The organism is Bacillus sp. z33 (assembly GCF_058313615.1).
In genome coordinates, this window is the sequence record NZ_JBZFQN010000002.1 from 322637 (window position 1) to 339119 (window position 16483).

The window sequence follows — 16483 nt, forward strand, 5'->3', positions numbered from 1 at the left end:
GATATATATGCTGGCAATGTTTTTTTGGGCCTTTGTTGTAGGAGGCATTATTTGTGTGATTGGACAGCTTCTATTTGATGTAGCAAAATTAACGCCTGCTCATACCCTTTCGACATTTGTTGTCATTGGAGCTATATTGGGTGGTATCGGGTGGTATGAACCGTTATTGGATTTTGCAGGTGCTGGGGCTTCTATTCCGATTGTAAGCTTTGGAAATTCGCTTGTAAACGGTGCTTTAGAGGAGGCAGATAAGCATGGCGTGATTGGCGTGCTAACGGGAATGTTTAAAATTACATCATCAGGTATAACGGCAGCGATCGTCTTTGGATTTATCGCAGCATTGATTTTTAAACCAAAAGGTTAATGAAAAATCCCCACTAAGCATAATTATGAATGGTGGGGATTTTTTTGTATTTTTTTATTATTCTTTTAGTATTACATCCCATTGAATTTAACAATGAAATAAGAGATATTATTATATAAATTACTTTTTATGGGAGCATATATGGTTCCTTTTATGATGCGGATTTTCTGGAAAGAAGGTTAAACGGTGAAAGATAAACTAATTCATATGAGAGATAAATTAAATAATATTAGTCGTCGTAATCGCTCCATAAGATTATTAAAGATATACAATAAGTGGAGCTTTGATTTGACTGAATTAGATAAGTTATCTGCTGATAATAAAAATAGTAGTGAATCTATAGTAAAAAAGATTGTAAAACAATATAAAGATGAAATTGTCTTGCTTAAGGCAACAAAAAGAAATGAAGATTCCATGGTGATGTCAAAAAAATTGACTGATCTATTACGGAATATAAAAGCCATTGAAGAAGAAACTGGTGTCCATGACTTTTATTTGGGCTTCCCTTTTATATCTGGAACCCTCGCGGATGGGACATTTTTTCAAGCTCCTTTATTCTTATATCCCATCCGTTTAGAAAATAGCAGGTTAAATACGAATAAATGGATAATTCGAGTAGAAGAAGGTGGTCCGCAGATTAATCGGACCTTATTTCTAGCTTTTAAGAAATTTAACAGAGTAGATTTTACTGAAGATTTCTTTGAAGAGGCTGCTGAAATTGCTAAGTCATATGATATAGAACAATGGAGTTTGTTCTTTGAAAAATATGAATTAAATCTATCCTTTACGAATGATGGGCTGACAAAATTAAAAGAGTATAGGAAGGAAGATATCCCTGAAACAACTGGCATCACTTTATTAGAACATGCGATTATCGGGAACTTTCCACAAGGTGGTTCTTCAATTGTCAAAGACTATGATGCAATGGTAGACCTAACAAACGAAGCTGCACTATCCTCACTGGTGAGTGAATTGATTGATCCACAGGAGTATGAATCAGGAGATGTTGAGGTTGATGAAGTGAATGGAAATACTCCTTCTGAAGAACCGGATATACTGAATCTACTTGTTACAGATGGGTCTCAAGAGGAAATTTTAAAAGAAGCAAGATACAAGAGAGGACTTGTAGTCCATGGGCCTCCAGGTACGGGAAAATCACAGGTAATTGTAAATTTAATCACCGATGCACTGAGTCAGGGAAAGAAAGTATTGGTGGTTTGTCAGAAAAGGGCTGCTCTTGATGTAGTCTATCAACGCTTGGATAGCCTAAAGTTAACCAACCATGTAGCTTTAGTTCATGATGAAAAGGTGGATCGCAAGCCTTTATATAACAAAATAAATGCTGTTCTTGAGAATAATAGAGTCATGTTTGAACGATCGAAATCTGAGTTGGAATCTGCTTCAAAAAGTTTAACGGAGCATGAAAAACTTTTAAACCAGATTGCCAAGGGGCTATATGAGTATCAGAACTATGGATACCGTTTATATGATCTTTATGGAAAAGCAGCTCCATTAGATGATATGACTAAAATGTTGAACTTAAAACCAGTGTTGAATCAATTGAACAAAGATGTCTTAGTTGATATAAGTGAAAAAATATACAGCTATGCTGAGTGGTATGAACGATTTGGCGGTGAGCAATACGAACTGAAAGACCGTAAATCATTTGCACGATTTACGATTAAAGATAAGCTGGAATTGGTGGATTTGCTTAATGATTTGATTGAAAAGGCGAAGAACGCATCTGGTTATTTAAATTCATTAGACTATAAAAAAATCACTCCTGCCTACACATGGCTGATGGAAGATAAGTTAGCAAAGATATATCCGGACTTAGAGGATAATAACAAAAAAACGTTGCAAAGCTTGAGGATTTGGTGGTGGACCTCCTTTTCCGGTAAATCAATTCTCGAGGAGCTATTAGAAGGTGAAAAGTTTAAAGGAACAAACTCCACAGAGTGGGTGAAAATTAAGCAAGCCCTTATGATCATGAATCAATTAGGGGATGAAACAAAGAAGATGTCCAAGGAAATCGACCGCTTAAAAAGATATTTCGATGATAAAGTGATTGAACGTTATCAAAGCAGAATCGCGGAAGGTGATATTCCATTACAAGAATTAGATAAAATACTAGAATATGTTCACCAGGATTTTGAGGACCTTCAACAAATGGATTCTTATTGGGAAGATTGTTCAGAGCTAACAAAAGAAATCATTCAAGAACTTATTGAGAAAGGTATCGCTTCAGATCAAGCATTACCGGAATACTGGGTTCATTTATTTAAAAACTCGACCTATATTCATTGGATTGATGAAACGGAAAGCAAATATCCTGAGGTTAAAAAGATATCAACGAGTGAATATTCAAGGATAAGGGAAAGATTCGGCCAATTGATTGAGCAGAAAAGGGTGGCTGCAAATCAATATTTAATTCATCAATTGACCCAATCTGTCGATGAGCTACAGAAAGTTTTCCCGAAAGAATTAAGGAATCTAAAACATCAGGTAGGAAAAAAGAGAATGATTTGGCCACTGCGCAAATTGGTCAATGAATTTTCCGGTAAAGGGCTGGTGAAATTAATGCCAGTTTGGCTGGCCTCACCTGAAATAGTGTCTTCTATTTTCCCATTAGATGATCAATTATTTGATTTAGTTATTTTCGATGAAGCTTCTCAATGTACAGTAGAAAGCGGTCTTCCTGCTGTTTTTAGAGCAAAACAATTAATAGTTGCAGGAGACGAAAAACAATTGCCACCTTTTAATATGTTCCAGTCTTCTATTGTTAATGAAGACGATGAAGAAGAGTATGAAATTGATGAATCGCAAAGTTTGTTAAATTTGGCGAAAAGGAGATTTCCGGAGAAAATTCTTCAGTGGCATTATCGTTCCAAATATGAGGAACTAATTAACTTTTCGAACCACGCTTTTTATAATGGACACGTTCAGATTGCTCCTAATGTTGAACCGTTAAAGGATCCTCCAGCAATCCAATGGAAAAAAGTAAATGGAAGATGGATGAATCAATCTAACGAAGTAGAAGCAATCGAGGTATATAAACTCTTAAAAGACACATTGATTAATCAGCCAAAAAAAACGGTCGGTATCATTACATTTAATGCAAAACAACAAACCAAAATACTGGATATCATCGAAAGATCAGCAGCAGAAGATCAAGAATTTAATGTTGCTTATAATCAAGCGATGGCAAAAGAACTGGATGAAAGAGTTTTTGTTAAAAATATTGAAAACGTCCAAGGGGATGAAAGAGATATCATTATTTTCTCTGTTGGCTATGCTAAAAACGAAGAAGGGAAGGTTTATAACCGCTTCGGTATGCTAAACCAATACGGGGGAGAAAATAGATTAAATGTTGCCGTATCAAGAGCGAAAGAACGCATAATCGTGGTATCAAGCATCGAACCAGAAGAATTGAATGTTGCGAACACAGCACAAATTGGGCCGAAGCTTCTTAAATCCTATTTAAAATATGTAAGGGCGGTTTCTAAGAATCATAAGGCTGAAATAGATTCGGTTGTCCAGGAAATCAATGAAAATGTCAACACACATGTACAAGAACTAGGACTGCATTTTGACTCGCCTTTTGAAGAACAAGTTTATAAACAGCTAAGAAATTTGGGTTATGAAGTAGCTACACAAGTAGGAATGTCAGGATACAGAATTGATATGGCCATCGTTCATCCAAATGATTCTTCAAAATATATATTGGGAATTGAATGTGATGGGGCCATGTACCATAGTTCTGCCAATGCAAAAGAACGAGATATCTATCGTCAGCGATTCCTCGAAAGCCGAGGTTGGACGATTGAGCGAATCTGGAGCAGAAACTGGTGGAAAGCACCTAGTAAAGAAATCGAAAGAATTGATCAAAAGGTCAAGGAATTAGTAAGAAGTGAAGAGGTAAAGAAAAAAATCAGCCTATGACCCACCTATAAATCGCCCTTACCCGACTTATACCTGGGGTAAGGGCGATTTAAGTGTGTGTGAAAGGCCGGAGGAAGCGGCTATGGAGTACCTATGGACCGCCTATGCCCGGGCTATACCGGGGTGAAAGGCGGATCAAGTATGGGTGAAAGGCGAGGGAAAGCGCCTATGAAGTATCTATGGACCGCCTATGCCCGGGCTATACCGGGGTAAAGGCGGGTCAAGTGTGGATGAAAGACCGGAGAAAGCACCTATCGAGCACCTATGCCTGTGCTATACCAGGGTAAAAGCCGGTCATGTATGGGTGAAAGGCGAGAGAAAGCGTCTATAAAGCACTAAAACCCTGGCTAAGCCGGGGTTTTCTTGTATTTTACTGGAAAGATATCATAATGTAATCAATAAGTTGATGAGCTTGTGTCCTCTACAAGATTGTCTCGAGAGGAAAGAGCCGGAGAATTCATGCAATCCTTAAGGATATTTAAAGAAATCTTATTCATTTTATAATATTTTTCATAATAGATTGCTCTAACGATTTGTTCATAAGGAATTTCATCTACTTCGGTTAACGGTTTTAATGCCAAATATAAAGGCACAGGAGTTTGTCCATTATATAAGGGAGGCTGAACATACGGATAGTTTTTTATTGGTAAATACCCGTTATGATTGAAAAATTGAAGTCGATTTACATTTTCTTTGTATTCTTCTTCATTTTCCGCATCTACTTCTCTTTCGGTTTCGAGGAAAATCCCCAGTAAAGTAGGGTGGCCAGCATTTCTGGCATCTAGAGAGAGTAATTCCTCTATTTTTAGTAATGTTTGTTTTCCTAAACCTTTCCCGCGTTCTTTCGGATCAGCCGCTATATAAACAATATATCCACTATTTACATCAGCTAAATAATGAGAGGTTACAAAGCAAATGACTCTCTCGTCTGATATACCAACTAAAAAATGAAAATGGTTGGGGGGATTTTTTTCACGTTGCCTGATGGACTCATAAAAAACGTTATGGTCCTCCCGTACATGTTCAGGAAAGCAAGAATCATATAAAGCTAATGTTTCCTTTAACAGTCTATCCTCTAAATGGGTGATTTCTTTCCATTCTATAGTCATGATGCAGGACTCCTTACTGTTTTCTTTAAGTGTAAAAGATAGGATTGTGACAGTTCAAGGGTTTATACCCACTATGAAAAATTAGGTATTTGTGAATGGAGATTAGCCCAAACAGAGGAAACGCTTTTGACATATGTTATGAGTGTACTAAGCGAAAGCGAGGTGACTTACATGTTTGGTTGTTATGGATACGGCGGCGGTGGTAACTGCGGCGGCTATGGATACGGTGGCGGCGGTAACTACAGTGGTGGTTATGGATCTACTTTCGTCCTAATCGTTGTACTATTTATCTTGTTAATTATTGTTGGCGCTAGCTTCTGCTAATAATGAAAGTACAAAGAAGAGGCCTTAAAACCTCTTCTGTGCCAATACAATAATCACACATTTACAACTGGTAAATGAAAGCAAGGGATTCAGCTTGGTCTGAATCTCTTTCTTGCATGGAGAAAAGAGGTTCACATTTCTAGAGCAACACTCATATTATAGTTGTAACGAGAAGGAGGCGGAAATATGGATAACGGATTCTTTAAAAATATGGAGAAGAAAACTGGCGTAAATATGAAAGATGTAATGGAATTGGCTAATTCCTTACAAAATGCAAATTTTAAAGATGAAAGAACAGTCCGCGGTGTCATTAAGAGGGTATCGCAAATTGCCAATAAACCTGTACCGAAGGATGTAGAGGATCAGTTGGTTCAATCCATCATAAAAGATGGGAAATCACTGGATTTCAATACAATTGCCAATATGATGAATAATAAAAAATAAGAGTAAAGGAGCCACCTTTACATAGGAAGCTTATTCTGTTTTCTAATTATCCAAGCCTGCATTCCTGGCTATTTGGAAATCAATGCTTCTTTGTAAGATGGCTCCCCTTTTAAAATGGATAAGAAACGTGAAGCTCTTGCCCGCTTTGACCTTCTATATTCCGGTATGGATAGATATAAACCCTCGCGTGCGCGTGTCACAGCTACATATAATAAACGCCTTTCTTCCTCCAAAGGTTTACGGTCTCCGTCACGCCAGGATTCGAGAGCATAATCATGTGGCATATTTCCATCTACACAGCCAAGGATATAAACATATTTATATTCAAGGCCTTTTGAACGGTGGATTGTGCTCAGTTGGATGGCATTTAATGTTTCCCTGGATATCGTTTTAATTTCTTTTGCCATGGCTGACATATGGTCAGCATGCAGAATAAAGTCTTGAACGGAATCGAATCGTCTTGCTGCAATTTTTGTATCTTTAATATCATCTGATCCTTTGTCCATTTTATTTCCTTCTTCGCCCCGTTTTTTGAGGTAAGCTTGAAAGCCGAGTTCCTTTTCAATCATTTCGATAGCAGTTGAGGGGGATAGATCCTTAAGTAAACCAATAACGGAAACAGCTTTATCTATTGCCCGCTTTTGAAATGGTTTTAAATTGTTGATAAAACGCAGTGCCTCGAGCAATGAACAATCATTTAAGATAGATAGGGCCTTGGCGTCCTGAACTGCCGACTTTTTTAAATACAGCGGCGGCAATAAATCCTGCAGCATTCCAGGGTCATCTGGATTTATACTCGCTTTCATAAAAGCAAGTATACTGCGTACGGTCTTTCTAGTATAAAAGGAGTCATAGTCTTGATCGACACGGAATGGAAGACTCGAAGATGCAAGTTTTTCAAAAATAGCACGGCTCATTGTATTGGTACGATAAAGAATTGCAAAATCGTCAGGTTTAGCTCCATTCCTTATTTTTTCGGTCATGTCAGTCATAATCATGATTGCTTCAGATTCTTCATCGAATGGATGAAACAAAACCGGCGATGGGGATTGGTCATGTGTCGCAACCATTTTTTTAGGTGTCCGAACTTTATTTTGCGATACAATTTTGTTGGCCGTTTGGATAATTTTATGACCAGAGCGGTAATTAGCCGTTAAAATAATTGTTTCAAGATAGGTGTAATCGAGCTTTAAATTATGCAAAAAAGCTGAATCACTGCCACGGAATGAATAGATTGCCTGATCATCATCTCCTACAAAACAAGCATAGTCTGCTTTCGCAGCAAGTAGTTTAACAATCTCATATTGTACTTTATTAATATCCTGGAATTCATCAACTAAAAAGTGTTTAAACCGATTGTGATATAAATCCAGCACTTCTTTATTTTCCTTCAAAAGCTGATAACAGCCGGTTTGCATATCATCAAAATCAAATTTACCGTTTATTTCTTTATAAGATTCATATTTTTTATAAAGTTCCAGGCAGCTGAAATCCCAGTCATCAGTTGGATGAACATCCTGAGGAGAGAGGAGATCATTTTTCCATCTGCTAATCTGCTGCAATGCCTGATCAAATGCAAATTCTCGTTCATCGATTCCTAATTCTGAAGCAGCCATTTTTAGAACATATTCTTTTTCTCCATCAAATTTTATCAATTTACTTGAATGCCATTTTTGAGGTTCATGCCGTAAAAGAATTCGATAAAAAATAGAATGAAAGGTGCCTGTAAATACATCCTTCAGCATGTATGGTGTGACGCCAGGCATTTGTTGCAGCCGTTTTTTCATTTCGGCAGCTGCTTTCGATGTAAAGGTAACAAGCATCACCGATTTGGGATTGGCTTGTTTTTCTATTAGTAAGAAGGCTGTACGAGCGGTTAAAACACGAGTTTTTCCGCTGCCCGCACCTGCAAGTACAAGTAAATGCTTTGCATCTGTAGTGACAGCGCTCGCTTGTTGATCATCCAGCAACCATCCGTGTTCCTTTAATATGCTGATAAAGGGATGGCAGTTATGCACCCCTGGTAAATGCTTTTCATTATATACAGGCAGATTCGTGATGGACTTTGGGCCTTGCCAAATGGATACATCCGTACTATCGATAATGGACCTTGATTGTGGTAGACGAAATCCACCATATTCCACGGAAGCCTCATTCACTGCCAGATTCGTTTTCTCAGTTTGTTCCACACATGGTGGCCGTGAAGAATCGCGATGAGTAAAATACGGCTCTTCATGAATTCCAAGATACATATAGACAGGTTGACCACAATAATTACATTGAAGTTCACCATTTTTACCAGCTTCATGAATACGACCAAATGCCTCCTTCGGCCATGTCAGTAAAGAGATAGATTCGTTTTTCCAATTAGCTGTTTTCATCATATTCCTCATTTATATAAAAAATTTTAATCACGACAGACAAATATCATCTTATCAAATCGAATCACATAATACAAAAGCGGATAGTTGTTTATTCCTGTGGAAATTGGGTAATAAAAGTAAAAGTGGAAAAGTGAGGTGGAAAAAGAATGGGATACATAAGTCCAGTAACACAATATGAATACATACAATATACAAATAGAACAATTGCAGCAGAGAAACTGGCGAAGGATACAATCACTCGTTTTAAACCTATAAAACCAATCAAATTCCGTGATAAGAATAATGATCATGATACACTTGAGGAAAAGAACAGTGCAGATTTCCAGTTTTCTTCAAATCACATGCATAACAACAATATCCCGATGGATGTAGTTGAAAAAACCGCTGTAGAAGTGACAGGAATCGGTCAGTTTGTGAATGAAAGCATTTAATGAAAATATTCAAAATTGAAGGTAATTCTTAAAGCAGTTTATTTCCTCTAGAAATGCACTGCTTTTTAGTCTGCTTACGTTTAGTTTTTCGAAAGCAAAATCATGTATATAAATAATAAAGACTGCAGTGGCATTTTAGCCAGCTGCAGTCTTAAATATGTTTCTTCATAGCGTGATGAGGGATGCCTGCATCCATAAATTCTTCAGAAGTAATGGCATACCCCAGTTTTTCATAAAAAGGGATTGCCTGATTTTGAGCATTTAATTTAAGGATTTCAATTTGTTGAGATAAAGCAAATTGTTCAATCGCTTTCATAAGTGCGTGGCCCACGCCTTTTGAGCGGTAATCCGGCAAGACACAAATCCTTTCGACTTTCCCGTAGCCGTCAACCACTCGGAAACGACCGGCTCCAGTAGGGTTTCCTTCATCATCAGTTACGAGAAAGTGCGTAGATTCCTCTTCTAAATGATCAATTTCTTCTTCTTCCGGTACATTTTGTTCATTTACAAAGACCTGTGTTCGTACGGAAAATACTTTTTCCATTTCTGGTTGTTCTGATACAATCTCGATGTTCATAGAGGTTAATTTCCCTTTCCTAATTGGTAAGTTTCATAGACTTTCCATGCTCCGTTTTCTATTTGATAGAGGAGATGGAATTGCTCAACTACTTCTTCATGTCCAAATTTCATCAGGCTCAATTGCCCAAGAATATCATTATGTTCCTTGTCAGATAGATCTTGGCCTATAGTAATATGGGGAACGAATTTATATTCCTTTTCTTTGCCCAGGAATTCGTTGTGTAAATCTTCATGAAGAGCAATTAATTCCAGGGTAGGATCAACTTTTAAATAAATGACATTATTAACTGGTTGAAAGGTGCTGGCTTTTAAGATCTTTAAGGTAAAAGGTTCGTGTTTGCCTGAGACTTCCTTAAGTTTTGCAGATACTTCCTTGATTTTTTCCTCTGTGGTTGTGAAACTGGCTTTTAATGTGACGTGTGGTGGAATAGTAGAGTAATGTGAATCGTAACGCTTTCTGTATGAGTTAACAACATCTTGCATTTGTTTGGAAGGAAAAATAGCAATGCCAAAATTCATGGAAGAACCCCCTGTCTTATATTGTAGAATTTGATATTACATTATTATAACAAATATTCAATAAATTAACTAACTGGTTCTGGTGTGTGGTAGAGCCAGGTGATCGTCCTTTTCATATCTGACTGCCATGCTTTCCATGTATGATTCCCATCAATCTCCTCGTAAAAGGAAGGAAAACCTTTACCTTCAATTAGTAAATTCAGTTCCTGATTCGGTCCCAAAAAATCCATAATTCCTGTTTTGGAAGTCTGCACCTGTCTTTCGTTTTTCCCGATCGTATGGTAGATCTGCATTAAGTGTGGGTACTCAAAAGTATTCACTGCTGATAATACAGTCTCGTTTACGAGTGGGGAATGCAAAGCGATTTTGCCAAATGTATTTGGATAATCAAGAGCTGTCATTAACGAAACTGTCGCCGCGAGAGAGTCCCCGATTAAGGCTCGGCCCATCCCCATTTGATAGGTGGGATATTTGGCATCTATAAAAGGTACTAGCTCGTGAGCAAGAAATCTTTTATAGGCAGCATGCTTGTGACCATCAGGATGATACTTATTCCAGCGGTCATCGATATTCTTATACGGGACCCCTATAATAATGATATTTTCAATCTCTTCTTTTGCCAATAGCTCATCTGCAACTCGTCCGATTTTTCCCATTTGGAAATAATCTTTCCCATCCTGTGCTATCAGTACAGAGTACTTATATAGTTGGGAGAAGGTGGAAGGTACATATACAAGGAGTTCAAGATCCTCATTTAATTCTTTACTATAAAAAGACATTCCTTTAATTGATCCAGTACTTAATGCCAAGGGCTTCACCTCTGTATTCTTATAAGGTTTATTTTAGCATAATTTATCCTTTGAATAATAATCTTAAATTTGTTAAATTGCGAAGATTCAGATGTTATAATGAAGAAAAGAGTAAATAAAGGAGTAAAAATAGATGAAAAATCGTGTACATAGTAAAACTGTAACAAATGCGGCTAAGCTCGCCTTACAAAGCAGAGGGGTATCAATGGAGGCAATTGCGGAAATTGTTTATGAGATGCAATTTCCTTATAATGAAGGCTTGACATTGGAAGAGTGTATATACAGTGTAGAGCGTGTCCTGATGAAACGTGAAATCCAGCATGCACTTCTTGTAGGGATTGAACTAGATCGTTTAGCTGAAAGGGGAATGCTGTCAGAACCATTACAATCCATTGTAGAATCTGATGAGTCTCTTTTTGGTGTGGATGAGACGCTTGCGTTTGGCGCCGTTCTTGGATATGGAAGTATTGGACTCACAACATTTGGTCACCTTGATAAGAATAAATTGGGGATCATACGATATTTAGATACGAAGAAAGAGGGCAGGGGAGTAAATACTTTTCTTGATGATATGGTCGCCGCAATTGCCGCAAGTGCCTCTTCCAGATTAGCTCATCGCCAGCGTGATAAAGAGGAGTCCCTCTCCGAAAGTGAAATTCAAGATATTGATCATGAAGAGATGATAGGCTAAGAGAGAAGGGGGATACCTCTTCTTTTTTTATTAGGAAGATTGTTTTGAACAATAAATAAGCTGGGTAGATAGGATTTGCTCTTTTTTAAATGTTCGATAAAGTTTTCTATGGAAACAATAGGCCCGTATAAGTTTGTCATCCATTGATTTGACCAAGATGCGTCTCTTTGTAAATATATTTTGATTGGAGACATATATAATATCAACAGGAATGTGTTCGTGCATGCTTCTAACTAAATTATTCATTAAGTCACCTCCTATACCTATTATATGCGAACGTACGTTTTCTATGCAACGAAAAAACGAATGTTTGTTCTGTTTTGTTGTGGTGAGTCTGTTTAAGAATTAACAATCAGACACTGATAGACAAAGTAAGATATCTCTTCTATCTAATTAAGATATACTCCCAACTAAATAAGTAAATGTATAGGTATGTATTTTATGCCTTTAAATATAGTTCATGCAGTAATATTTTGTGAAATTTGACCATAATAAAATATGGAAAGTGACGAGCTATATAATCATATATTCTTCTTGAAGGAAAAAAGGAGGGGATGATTGATTGGCTAACACATTGGCATACCATGAAACACTTGAACTACACGAGTTAATAGCCTTTGAATCAAATGCCTTAATAGGATTGAAAATGAAGGTCAGAGATGTACCAAATCAAGAACTGAAAAATTTATATCTTACCGCTATTAAAGTTATGGAAAGATATATTAAAGAGTTGCTGCAGTACTTTCCAAGAGCACCACAAAGGGATGAGGATGAAAGAGATCAACAGGATGCCGGATTCTATGCAGGGAATCTTTTGGGGTTAACAAAAAGTTTAATACGAAATTACGCGATTGCAATCACTGAAACGGCTACACCTGTATTGAAAACTACATTAACAAATCAACTGAATGGTGTTATTGATCTACATAGCCAGGTTTTTAAGTACATGGCTAAAAACAATATGTATCCTGCTTATGATTTAAGTGCATTGATTAAAAACGATGTTAACAATGCGAATAAAGCTTTGGCTAAAAAGTATTAAGTTTTTAATTATTAAATAGGTGCCCAAGTGGGTGCCTTTTTGGTTTAAGTATACCGGGACTGTTATAATGGCTCTGAGGTGATGATATGTGTGGGAGATTTACATTGTTTTCGACATTTGAAACAATTATGGAACGATTCCATATTGATTCTTCGTTTGACGAGATGGATTACCAGATTAGTTATAATATAGCCCCATCCCAAAGGATCGTTGCAGTCATCAATGACGGATCAAAAAACCGATTAGGCTATTTGCGATGGGGGCTTATCCCACCGTGGGCAAAGGATGAAAAAAATGGATATAAACTTATTAACGCCCGATCGGAGACACTCGCAGAAAAGCCAAGTTTTCGAAAAGCCTATCAAAACAAACGCTGCCTTATTGTGGCTGATTCCTATTATGAATGGCAGCAGACACCTGACCGTAAAATCCCGATGCGGATTAAACTGAAAAGTGGCGAACCTTTTGGAATGGCCGGTTTGTGGGAGTCATGGAAATCACCTGAAGGACAAGCTGTCTATACGTGTACCATTATCACTACATCATCAAATGAGTTGACCTCGTCTATACATGACCGGATGCCGGTTATCCTTAAACCTGATGATGAACGAAATTGGCTGGATCCAAAGATACGGGATTCCCAATTATTAACTCAGTATTTACAACCATTTAACCCTGAATGGATGGAAGCATTTGAAGTGAGTACAGAAGTAAATTCACCTAAAAATAATAGTGAACAATTAATTCAGAGAATATGTTAATGAAGTAAAGGCCTGAGCGGCCTTTACTTGTCTGTCCCATGTCCCGATTTTGAACCATTGTGACGATAACATGAAGTAATGCCAAATATATCCCTATAGGGTGAAACTACTTTAATAAAGATACTCTAATCATGATAAAGCCAAGAAAATTTCATTATTCGTTTCTATCTTTCATACGATTCTGATAGCCGAAATAATAATAAAAATTTCGAAGAACTAAGGCTTATAAAGAGTTTTTGGGAGCAATGGTCAAGGTCTTCTTAGAAATGGACCTTGATAGATAGCGATGCAGAAAAATCAAAGGAACACTTTTGTTGATCATATGAAATCAAGAAAACCATGCATTCAGCATGGTTTTTCCTTTTCTAGCTTTTGTTTGCATTTTGATAAAAGTGTCTCCCTCATCGGGCAATTCCCTCTGATTGGATTTGTATCATCTGTAATTAAGTATTGTTTCCATTCCCTTTTAGTTTGATCTTCATATCCGCCTAAGTCTGGATGAAATGGCATACTTTCGATCTCTTCAACTTTTCTTCGGATAAGTTCCATCGCTTTTTTTCCATGAGGAGTGTTGTGGGAAATATTAGCAAAAATTCTTCGTGGCTGAAAAATCATAATCAAACAATCTCCTAAATTTCTGGTAATTCGATTTTGATAAAAAGGAGCATTGCCAGATACAAAAATGGGCTCCCCATTGAAAACAAACTCCCAATTCGAATCATGTGGATCCATAGGGTACTCATCTGGCCACTTTTTGATATCCTGTTCATGCAGATAAGATAAGACATTCCAAAAATAAGCGTTGTAATAGTTGAAATCCAGGTTATGCGGTTCGGGTTGTACGAATAAGACTAATGCATGCCGTATAGTGGGGTTTGTCTTTGAGAACTCAAGAAATGTTGCAAGCGTTTGGGGAAGGGCTGAAAAATCATGATTTTCACAATACGTATACCGTAAGTGTCCATCCCGTTCTGCTTTCACCCCAAAGTGACACGGAAAGTGTTGGTCGCTGACGATGGACGTCCAGTGTTTATATGCCTTTACCAGCCACCTTGGAAGATGAAAATCCTTTTCAAAATCAGAGTGAATCAGCAGTCTATTCATGTGGAATAACCCCTTGAGTGTACTTTTATTTTAAAAACAATTTGAGAATACTTCATCATATGAAAAAAAATAGATAGTTGCTTTGTACTATTTAGTTTTATGAGAAATACTTCATAGATAGGGTTTTGCTATAATGAAACAAACGAATTACATAGTAAGGAGCATCCTCAGATGGAAAGAACGTATGGATGGTTAGTCTATAATGGAAGCTTATTATCTTCCAAATTTATAGAAATCCATGATTGGTATAAACAAACAGCTGCAGAAAAAGGGATTATACTCGATTTAATTAAAAACACGGATATTTTTTCTGTTATCGAACAAAATCAGACAATCATTAAAACAGAAAATCAGTATGAAAAGCCGGATTTTATTCTGTTTTTAGATAAAGATGTACGGTTGGCAAAACAATTGGAGCAATTGGGTTATCGCTTATTTAACAAAGCATCAGTAGTAGAAGCATGTGATGATAAAATCATGACCTTCCAGGCTCTGGCTAATCATTCAGTCAAGTTACCAAAAACCATTTTTTCCCCTTTGGTTTTCTTGGAATCAACCGAATTGAATCACTCATTTATTGATTTCCTCGAAAGAGAACTTACCTATCCAATGGTGGTGAAAGAAGCTTTCGGATCATTTGGTGAACAGGTATACCTGGTAAATAATCGCAGAGAATTACTAGAAAAGAGAAAAGAGTTACTTCTGAGACCCCATCTATATCAGGAATTCATACAAAGCAGCAAAGGGAAAGATGTAAGAATACATGTAGTAGGTGACAAAGCGGTTGCTTCCATGCTGCGTACTTCTGAAAATGATTTTAGAGCAAATGTAACGAATGGTGGAAAGATGCATGAATTTCAACCGCCTAAAGAATTTGAAGAGCTGGCAATTCAGGCAAGCCGGATTATTGGTGCTGATTTTACGGGGGTAGATCTTTTGTTCGGCGAAGAGGGGGAACCAATCCTTTGTGAAATAAATTCAAATGCTCATATTAAAAACATTTATGATTGCACAGGAATTGATGTGACTGGGCATATATTCGATCATATTTTGCAGAAGGTGTGGCATGTATAAAGGGTTGCTTATCTATAAAAGAGAAGACTACAAAAAAAATCAATGGTTTGCCAATCAATTTATTCAGAATGGCAACAAGTATAATCTGGATATCCAGATTGTTTTCACCGAGGATCTGAGTTTAATGATTGTAGATGGGAAATTGTCCGTTTATAAGGGTGATAGAATTTTGGTTCAGCCTGATTTCGTTATTAACCGAAGCCGGAATAGTCAAATCAGTCTTCATTTTGAACTGATGGGCTGCAGAGTCTTTAATAACTACAGGGTGACAGAAGTTTGTAACAATAAAGCTAAAACGCATCAAATGATAAACAGCCAGGGGATTAAATCAGTAAGGACGGTGATTCCTTCTGCTGGTATACAGTCCGCATTAAACTATCCAGTTATTTTAAAGAGCAATCGGGGACATGGAGGTACGGAAGTCTATAAAGTAAATAGTCAAACAGAATTAACTGAACATATGCAGAAGTATGAAGCGGATGAAGTTATCCTGCAGGAATTATGTAATAATCCTGGGGTTGATGTGAGGGTCTTCTTGTTAGGAAGAGAGATTATTGGATCTGTTAAGCGGTATTCCAAAAGCCAGTTCAAATCCAATTTTTCACTTGGTGGGATGGCTGAGCGCTATAGTTTGTCTCAAAGCCAAAGGAAATTAGTGGGTAAAATAAGTGGAATTCTTGATTTTGATTTTGTAGGGATTGATTTTCTCGTCGACCGGGATGGCGAATTCTTATTTAACGAAATAGAAGATGCAGTGGGCACACGAACGCTTTATCAGCATTATGATTATAATGTTGTAGAAATGTACCTAGAGTATATTGGTAAACAAATGAAATGATTAATTGAGGATTTATTTCAAATTGTCGTTTTTCTAATGGAGAGAGAAGATCTGGATGGAGTATATAA

The 16483-nt window shown here is 37.1% G+C and carries 16 protein-coding genes; 10 read left to right on the forward strand and 6 right to left on the reverse strand.

Annotated features, from left to right (window positions below; all coding sequences use genetic code 11):
* The first annotated feature begins 7 nt into the window (after positions 1–7).
* Together spoVAE and AC4G3L_RS08685 are read left to right on the forward strand one after the other, a co-directional pair.
* Entirely contained in the window at positions 8–364 is a 357-nt protein-coding gene (gene spoVAE, locus AC4G3L_RS08680) for a stage V sporulation protein AE (protein ID WP_491076560.1), read from the forward strand.
* Between the two features lie 186 nt (positions 365–550).
* The gene (locus tag AC4G3L_RS08685) at positions 551–4306 is read left to right on the forward strand and encodes an AAA domain-containing protein (protein ID WP_491076561.1); all 3756 of its coding nucleotides are present in this window, start codon (positions 551–553) and stop codon (positions 4304–4306) included.
* A gap of 395 nt (positions 4307–4701) precedes the next feature.
* On the opposite strand, the gene AC4G3L_RS08690 is transcribed toward AC4G3L_RS08685, so the two are convergent.
* The gene (locus AC4G3L_RS08690; protein WP_491076562.1) at positions 4702–5415 is read right to left on the reverse strand and encodes a GNAT family N-acetyltransferase; all 714 of its coding nucleotides are present in this window, start codon (positions 5413–5415) and stop codon (positions 4702–4704) included.
* A gap of 171 nt (positions 5416–5586) precedes the next feature.
* Between AC4G3L_RS08690 and AC4G3L_RS08695 the strand changes: the two genes are divergently transcribed.
* Positions 5587–5739, forward strand: coding sequence for a YjcZ family sporulation protein (locus tag AC4G3L_RS08695; RefSeq protein ID WP_491077175.1), 153 nt, complete (start codon positions 5587–5589; stop codon positions 5737–5739).
* Positions 5740–5925: 186 nt separating this feature from the next.
* Positions 5926–6183 carry a sporulation-specific transcription regulator SpoVIF gene (spoVIF, locus tag AC4G3L_RS08700; RefSeq protein ID WP_491076563.1) on the forward strand — a complete coding sequence of 86 codons (258 nt, stop codon included), beginning with the start codon at positions 5926–5928 and terminating at the stop codon, positions 6181–6183.
* 68 nt (positions 6184–6251) lie between these two features.
* On the opposite strand, the gene AC4G3L_RS08705 is transcribed toward spoVIF, so the two are convergent.
* The gene (locus tag AC4G3L_RS08705; RefSeq protein WP_491076564.1) at positions 6252–8564 is read right to left on the reverse strand and encodes a UvrD-helicase domain-containing protein; all 2313 of its coding nucleotides are present in this window, start codon (positions 8562–8564) and stop codon (positions 6252–6254) included.
* A 149-nt stretch (positions 8565–8713) separates the two neighbouring features.
* Here AC4G3L_RS08705 and AC4G3L_RS08710 point away from each other — a divergent pair, with 149 nt between their 5' ends.
* Positions 8714–8998, forward strand: a complete 285-nt coding sequence (locus AC4G3L_RS08710) for a hypothetical protein (RefSeq protein ID WP_491076565.1) — start codon at positions 8714–8716, stop codon at positions 8996–8998.
* 151 nt (positions 8999–9149) lie between these two features.
* Here AC4G3L_RS08710 and AC4G3L_RS08715 read toward each other — a convergent pair whose 3' ends face one another.
* From AC4G3L_RS08715 to AC4G3L_RS08725, 3 genes are all read right to left on the reverse strand, one after another.
* Positions 9150–9575, reverse strand: a complete 426-nt coding sequence (locus AC4G3L_RS08715; RefSeq protein WP_491076566.1) for a GNAT family N-acetyltransferase — start codon at positions 9573–9575, stop codon at positions 9150–9152.
* Between the two features lie 5 nt (positions 9576–9580).
* Positions 9581–10096 carry a 2'-5' RNA ligase family protein gene (locus AC4G3L_RS08720; protein ID WP_491076567.1) on the reverse strand — a complete coding sequence of 172 codons (516 nt, stop codon included), beginning with the start codon at positions 10094–10096 and terminating at the stop codon, positions 9581–9583.
* A 65-nt stretch (positions 10097–10161) separates the two neighbouring features.
* Positions 10162–10905, reverse strand: coding sequence for an alpha/beta hydrolase (locus tag AC4G3L_RS08725; RefSeq protein ID WP_491076568.1), 744 nt, complete (start codon positions 10903–10905; stop codon positions 10162–10164).
* Between the two features lie 133 nt (positions 10906–11038).
* Here AC4G3L_RS08725 and AC4G3L_RS08730 point away from each other — a divergent pair, with 133 nt between their 5' ends.
* The 3 genes from AC4G3L_RS08730 to AC4G3L_RS08740 all read left to right on the forward strand — a co-directional run bounded on the left by AC4G3L_RS08730 (position 11039) and on the right by AC4G3L_RS08740 (position 13399).
* Positions 11039–11596, forward strand: a complete 558-nt coding sequence (locus tag AC4G3L_RS08730; RefSeq protein ID WP_491076569.1) for a phosphatidylglycerophosphatase A family protein — start codon at positions 11039–11041, stop codon at positions 11594–11596.
* Between the two features lie 562 nt (positions 11597–12158).
* Positions 12159–12638, forward strand: coding sequence for a spore coat protein (locus AC4G3L_RS08735; RefSeq protein WP_491076570.1), 480 nt, complete (start codon positions 12159–12161; stop codon positions 12636–12638).
* Between the two features lie 86 nt (positions 12639–12724).
* Complete coding sequence (locus AC4G3L_RS08740) at positions 12725–13399, forward strand: SOS response-associated peptidase (RefSeq protein WP_491076571.1); 675 nt, start codon at positions 12725–12727, stop codon at positions 13397–13399.
* Positions 13400–13744: 345 nt separating this feature from the next.
* Here the strand turns inward: AC4G3L_RS08740 and AC4G3L_RS08745 are convergent, their stop codons facing one another.
* Entirely contained in the window at positions 13745–14503 is a 759-nt protein-coding gene (locus tag AC4G3L_RS08745; protein WP_491076572.1) for a YqcI/YcgG family protein, read from the reverse strand.
* 171 nt (positions 14504–14674) lie between these two features.
* Between AC4G3L_RS08745 and AC4G3L_RS08750 the strand changes: the two genes are divergently transcribed.
* Both AC4G3L_RS08750 and AC4G3L_RS08755 read left to right on the forward strand, forming a co-directional pair.
* The gene (locus AC4G3L_RS08750; RefSeq protein WP_491076573.1) at positions 14675–15577 is read left to right on the forward strand and encodes an ATP-grasp domain-containing protein; all 903 of its coding nucleotides are present in this window, start codon (positions 14675–14677) and stop codon (positions 15575–15577) included.
* Positions 15570–16415 (forward strand): ATP-grasp domain-containing protein, encoded by an 846-nt coding sequence (locus tag AC4G3L_RS08755; protein WP_491076574.1) that lies wholly within the window; start codon positions 15570–15572, stop codon positions 16413–16415. Before AC4G3L_RS08750 ends, AC4G3L_RS08755 begins: the two co-directional genes overlap by 8 nt.
* Positions 16416–16483: the final 68 nt, after the last annotated feature.

Bases quoted from the DNA above. Each gene is read 5' to 3' on its own strand.
- spoVAE (WP_491076560.1), top strand. From the start codon at position 8: ATGCTGGCAATGTTTTTTTGGGCCTTTGTTGTAGGAGGCATTATTTGT.
- AC4G3L_RS08705 (WP_491076564.1), bottom strand. From the start codon at position 8,564: ATGAAAACAGCTAATTGGAAAAACGAATCTATCTCTTTACTGACATGG.
- AC4G3L_RS08715 (WP_491076566.1), bottom strand. From the start codon at position 9,575: ATGAACATCGAGATTGTATCAGAACAACCAGAAATGGAAAAAGTATTT.
- AC4G3L_RS08730 (WP_491076569.1), top strand. From the start codon at position 11,039: ATGAAAAATCGTGTACATAGTAAAACTGTAACAAATGCGGCTAAGCTC.
- AC4G3L_RS08740 (WP_491076571.1), top strand. From the start codon at position 12,725: ATGTGTGGGAGATTTACATTGTTTTCGACATTTGAAACAATTATGGAA.
- AC4G3L_RS08690 (WP_491076562.1), bottom strand. From the start codon at position 5,415: ATGACTATAGAATGGAAAGAAATCACCCATTTAGAGGATAGACTGTTA.
- spoVIF (WP_491076563.1), top strand. From the start codon at position 5,926: ATGGATAACGGATTCTTTAAAAATATGGAGAAGAAAACTGGCGTAAAT.
- AC4G3L_RS08710 (WP_491076565.1), top strand. From the start codon at position 8,714: ATGGGATACATAAGTCCAGTAACACAATATGAATACATACAATATACA.
- AC4G3L_RS08695 (WP_491077175.1), top strand. From the start codon at position 5,587: ATGTTTGGTTGTTATGGATACGGCGGCGGTGGTAACTGCGGCGGCTAT.
- AC4G3L_RS08750 (WP_491076573.1), top strand. From the start codon at position 14,675: ATGGAAAGAACGTATGGATGGTTAGTCTATAATGGAAGCTTATTATCT.
- AC4G3L_RS08755 (WP_491076574.1), top strand. From the start codon at position 15,570: ATGTATAAAGGGTTGCTTATCTATAAAAGAGAAGACTACAAAAAAAAT.
- AC4G3L_RS08720 (WP_491076567.1), bottom strand. From the start codon at position 10,096: ATGAATTTTGGCATTGCTATTTTTCCTTCCAAACAAATGCAAGATGTT.
- AC4G3L_RS08745 (WP_491076572.1), bottom strand. From the start codon at position 14,503: ATGAATAGACTGCTGATTCACTCTGATTTTGAAAAGGATTTTCATCTT.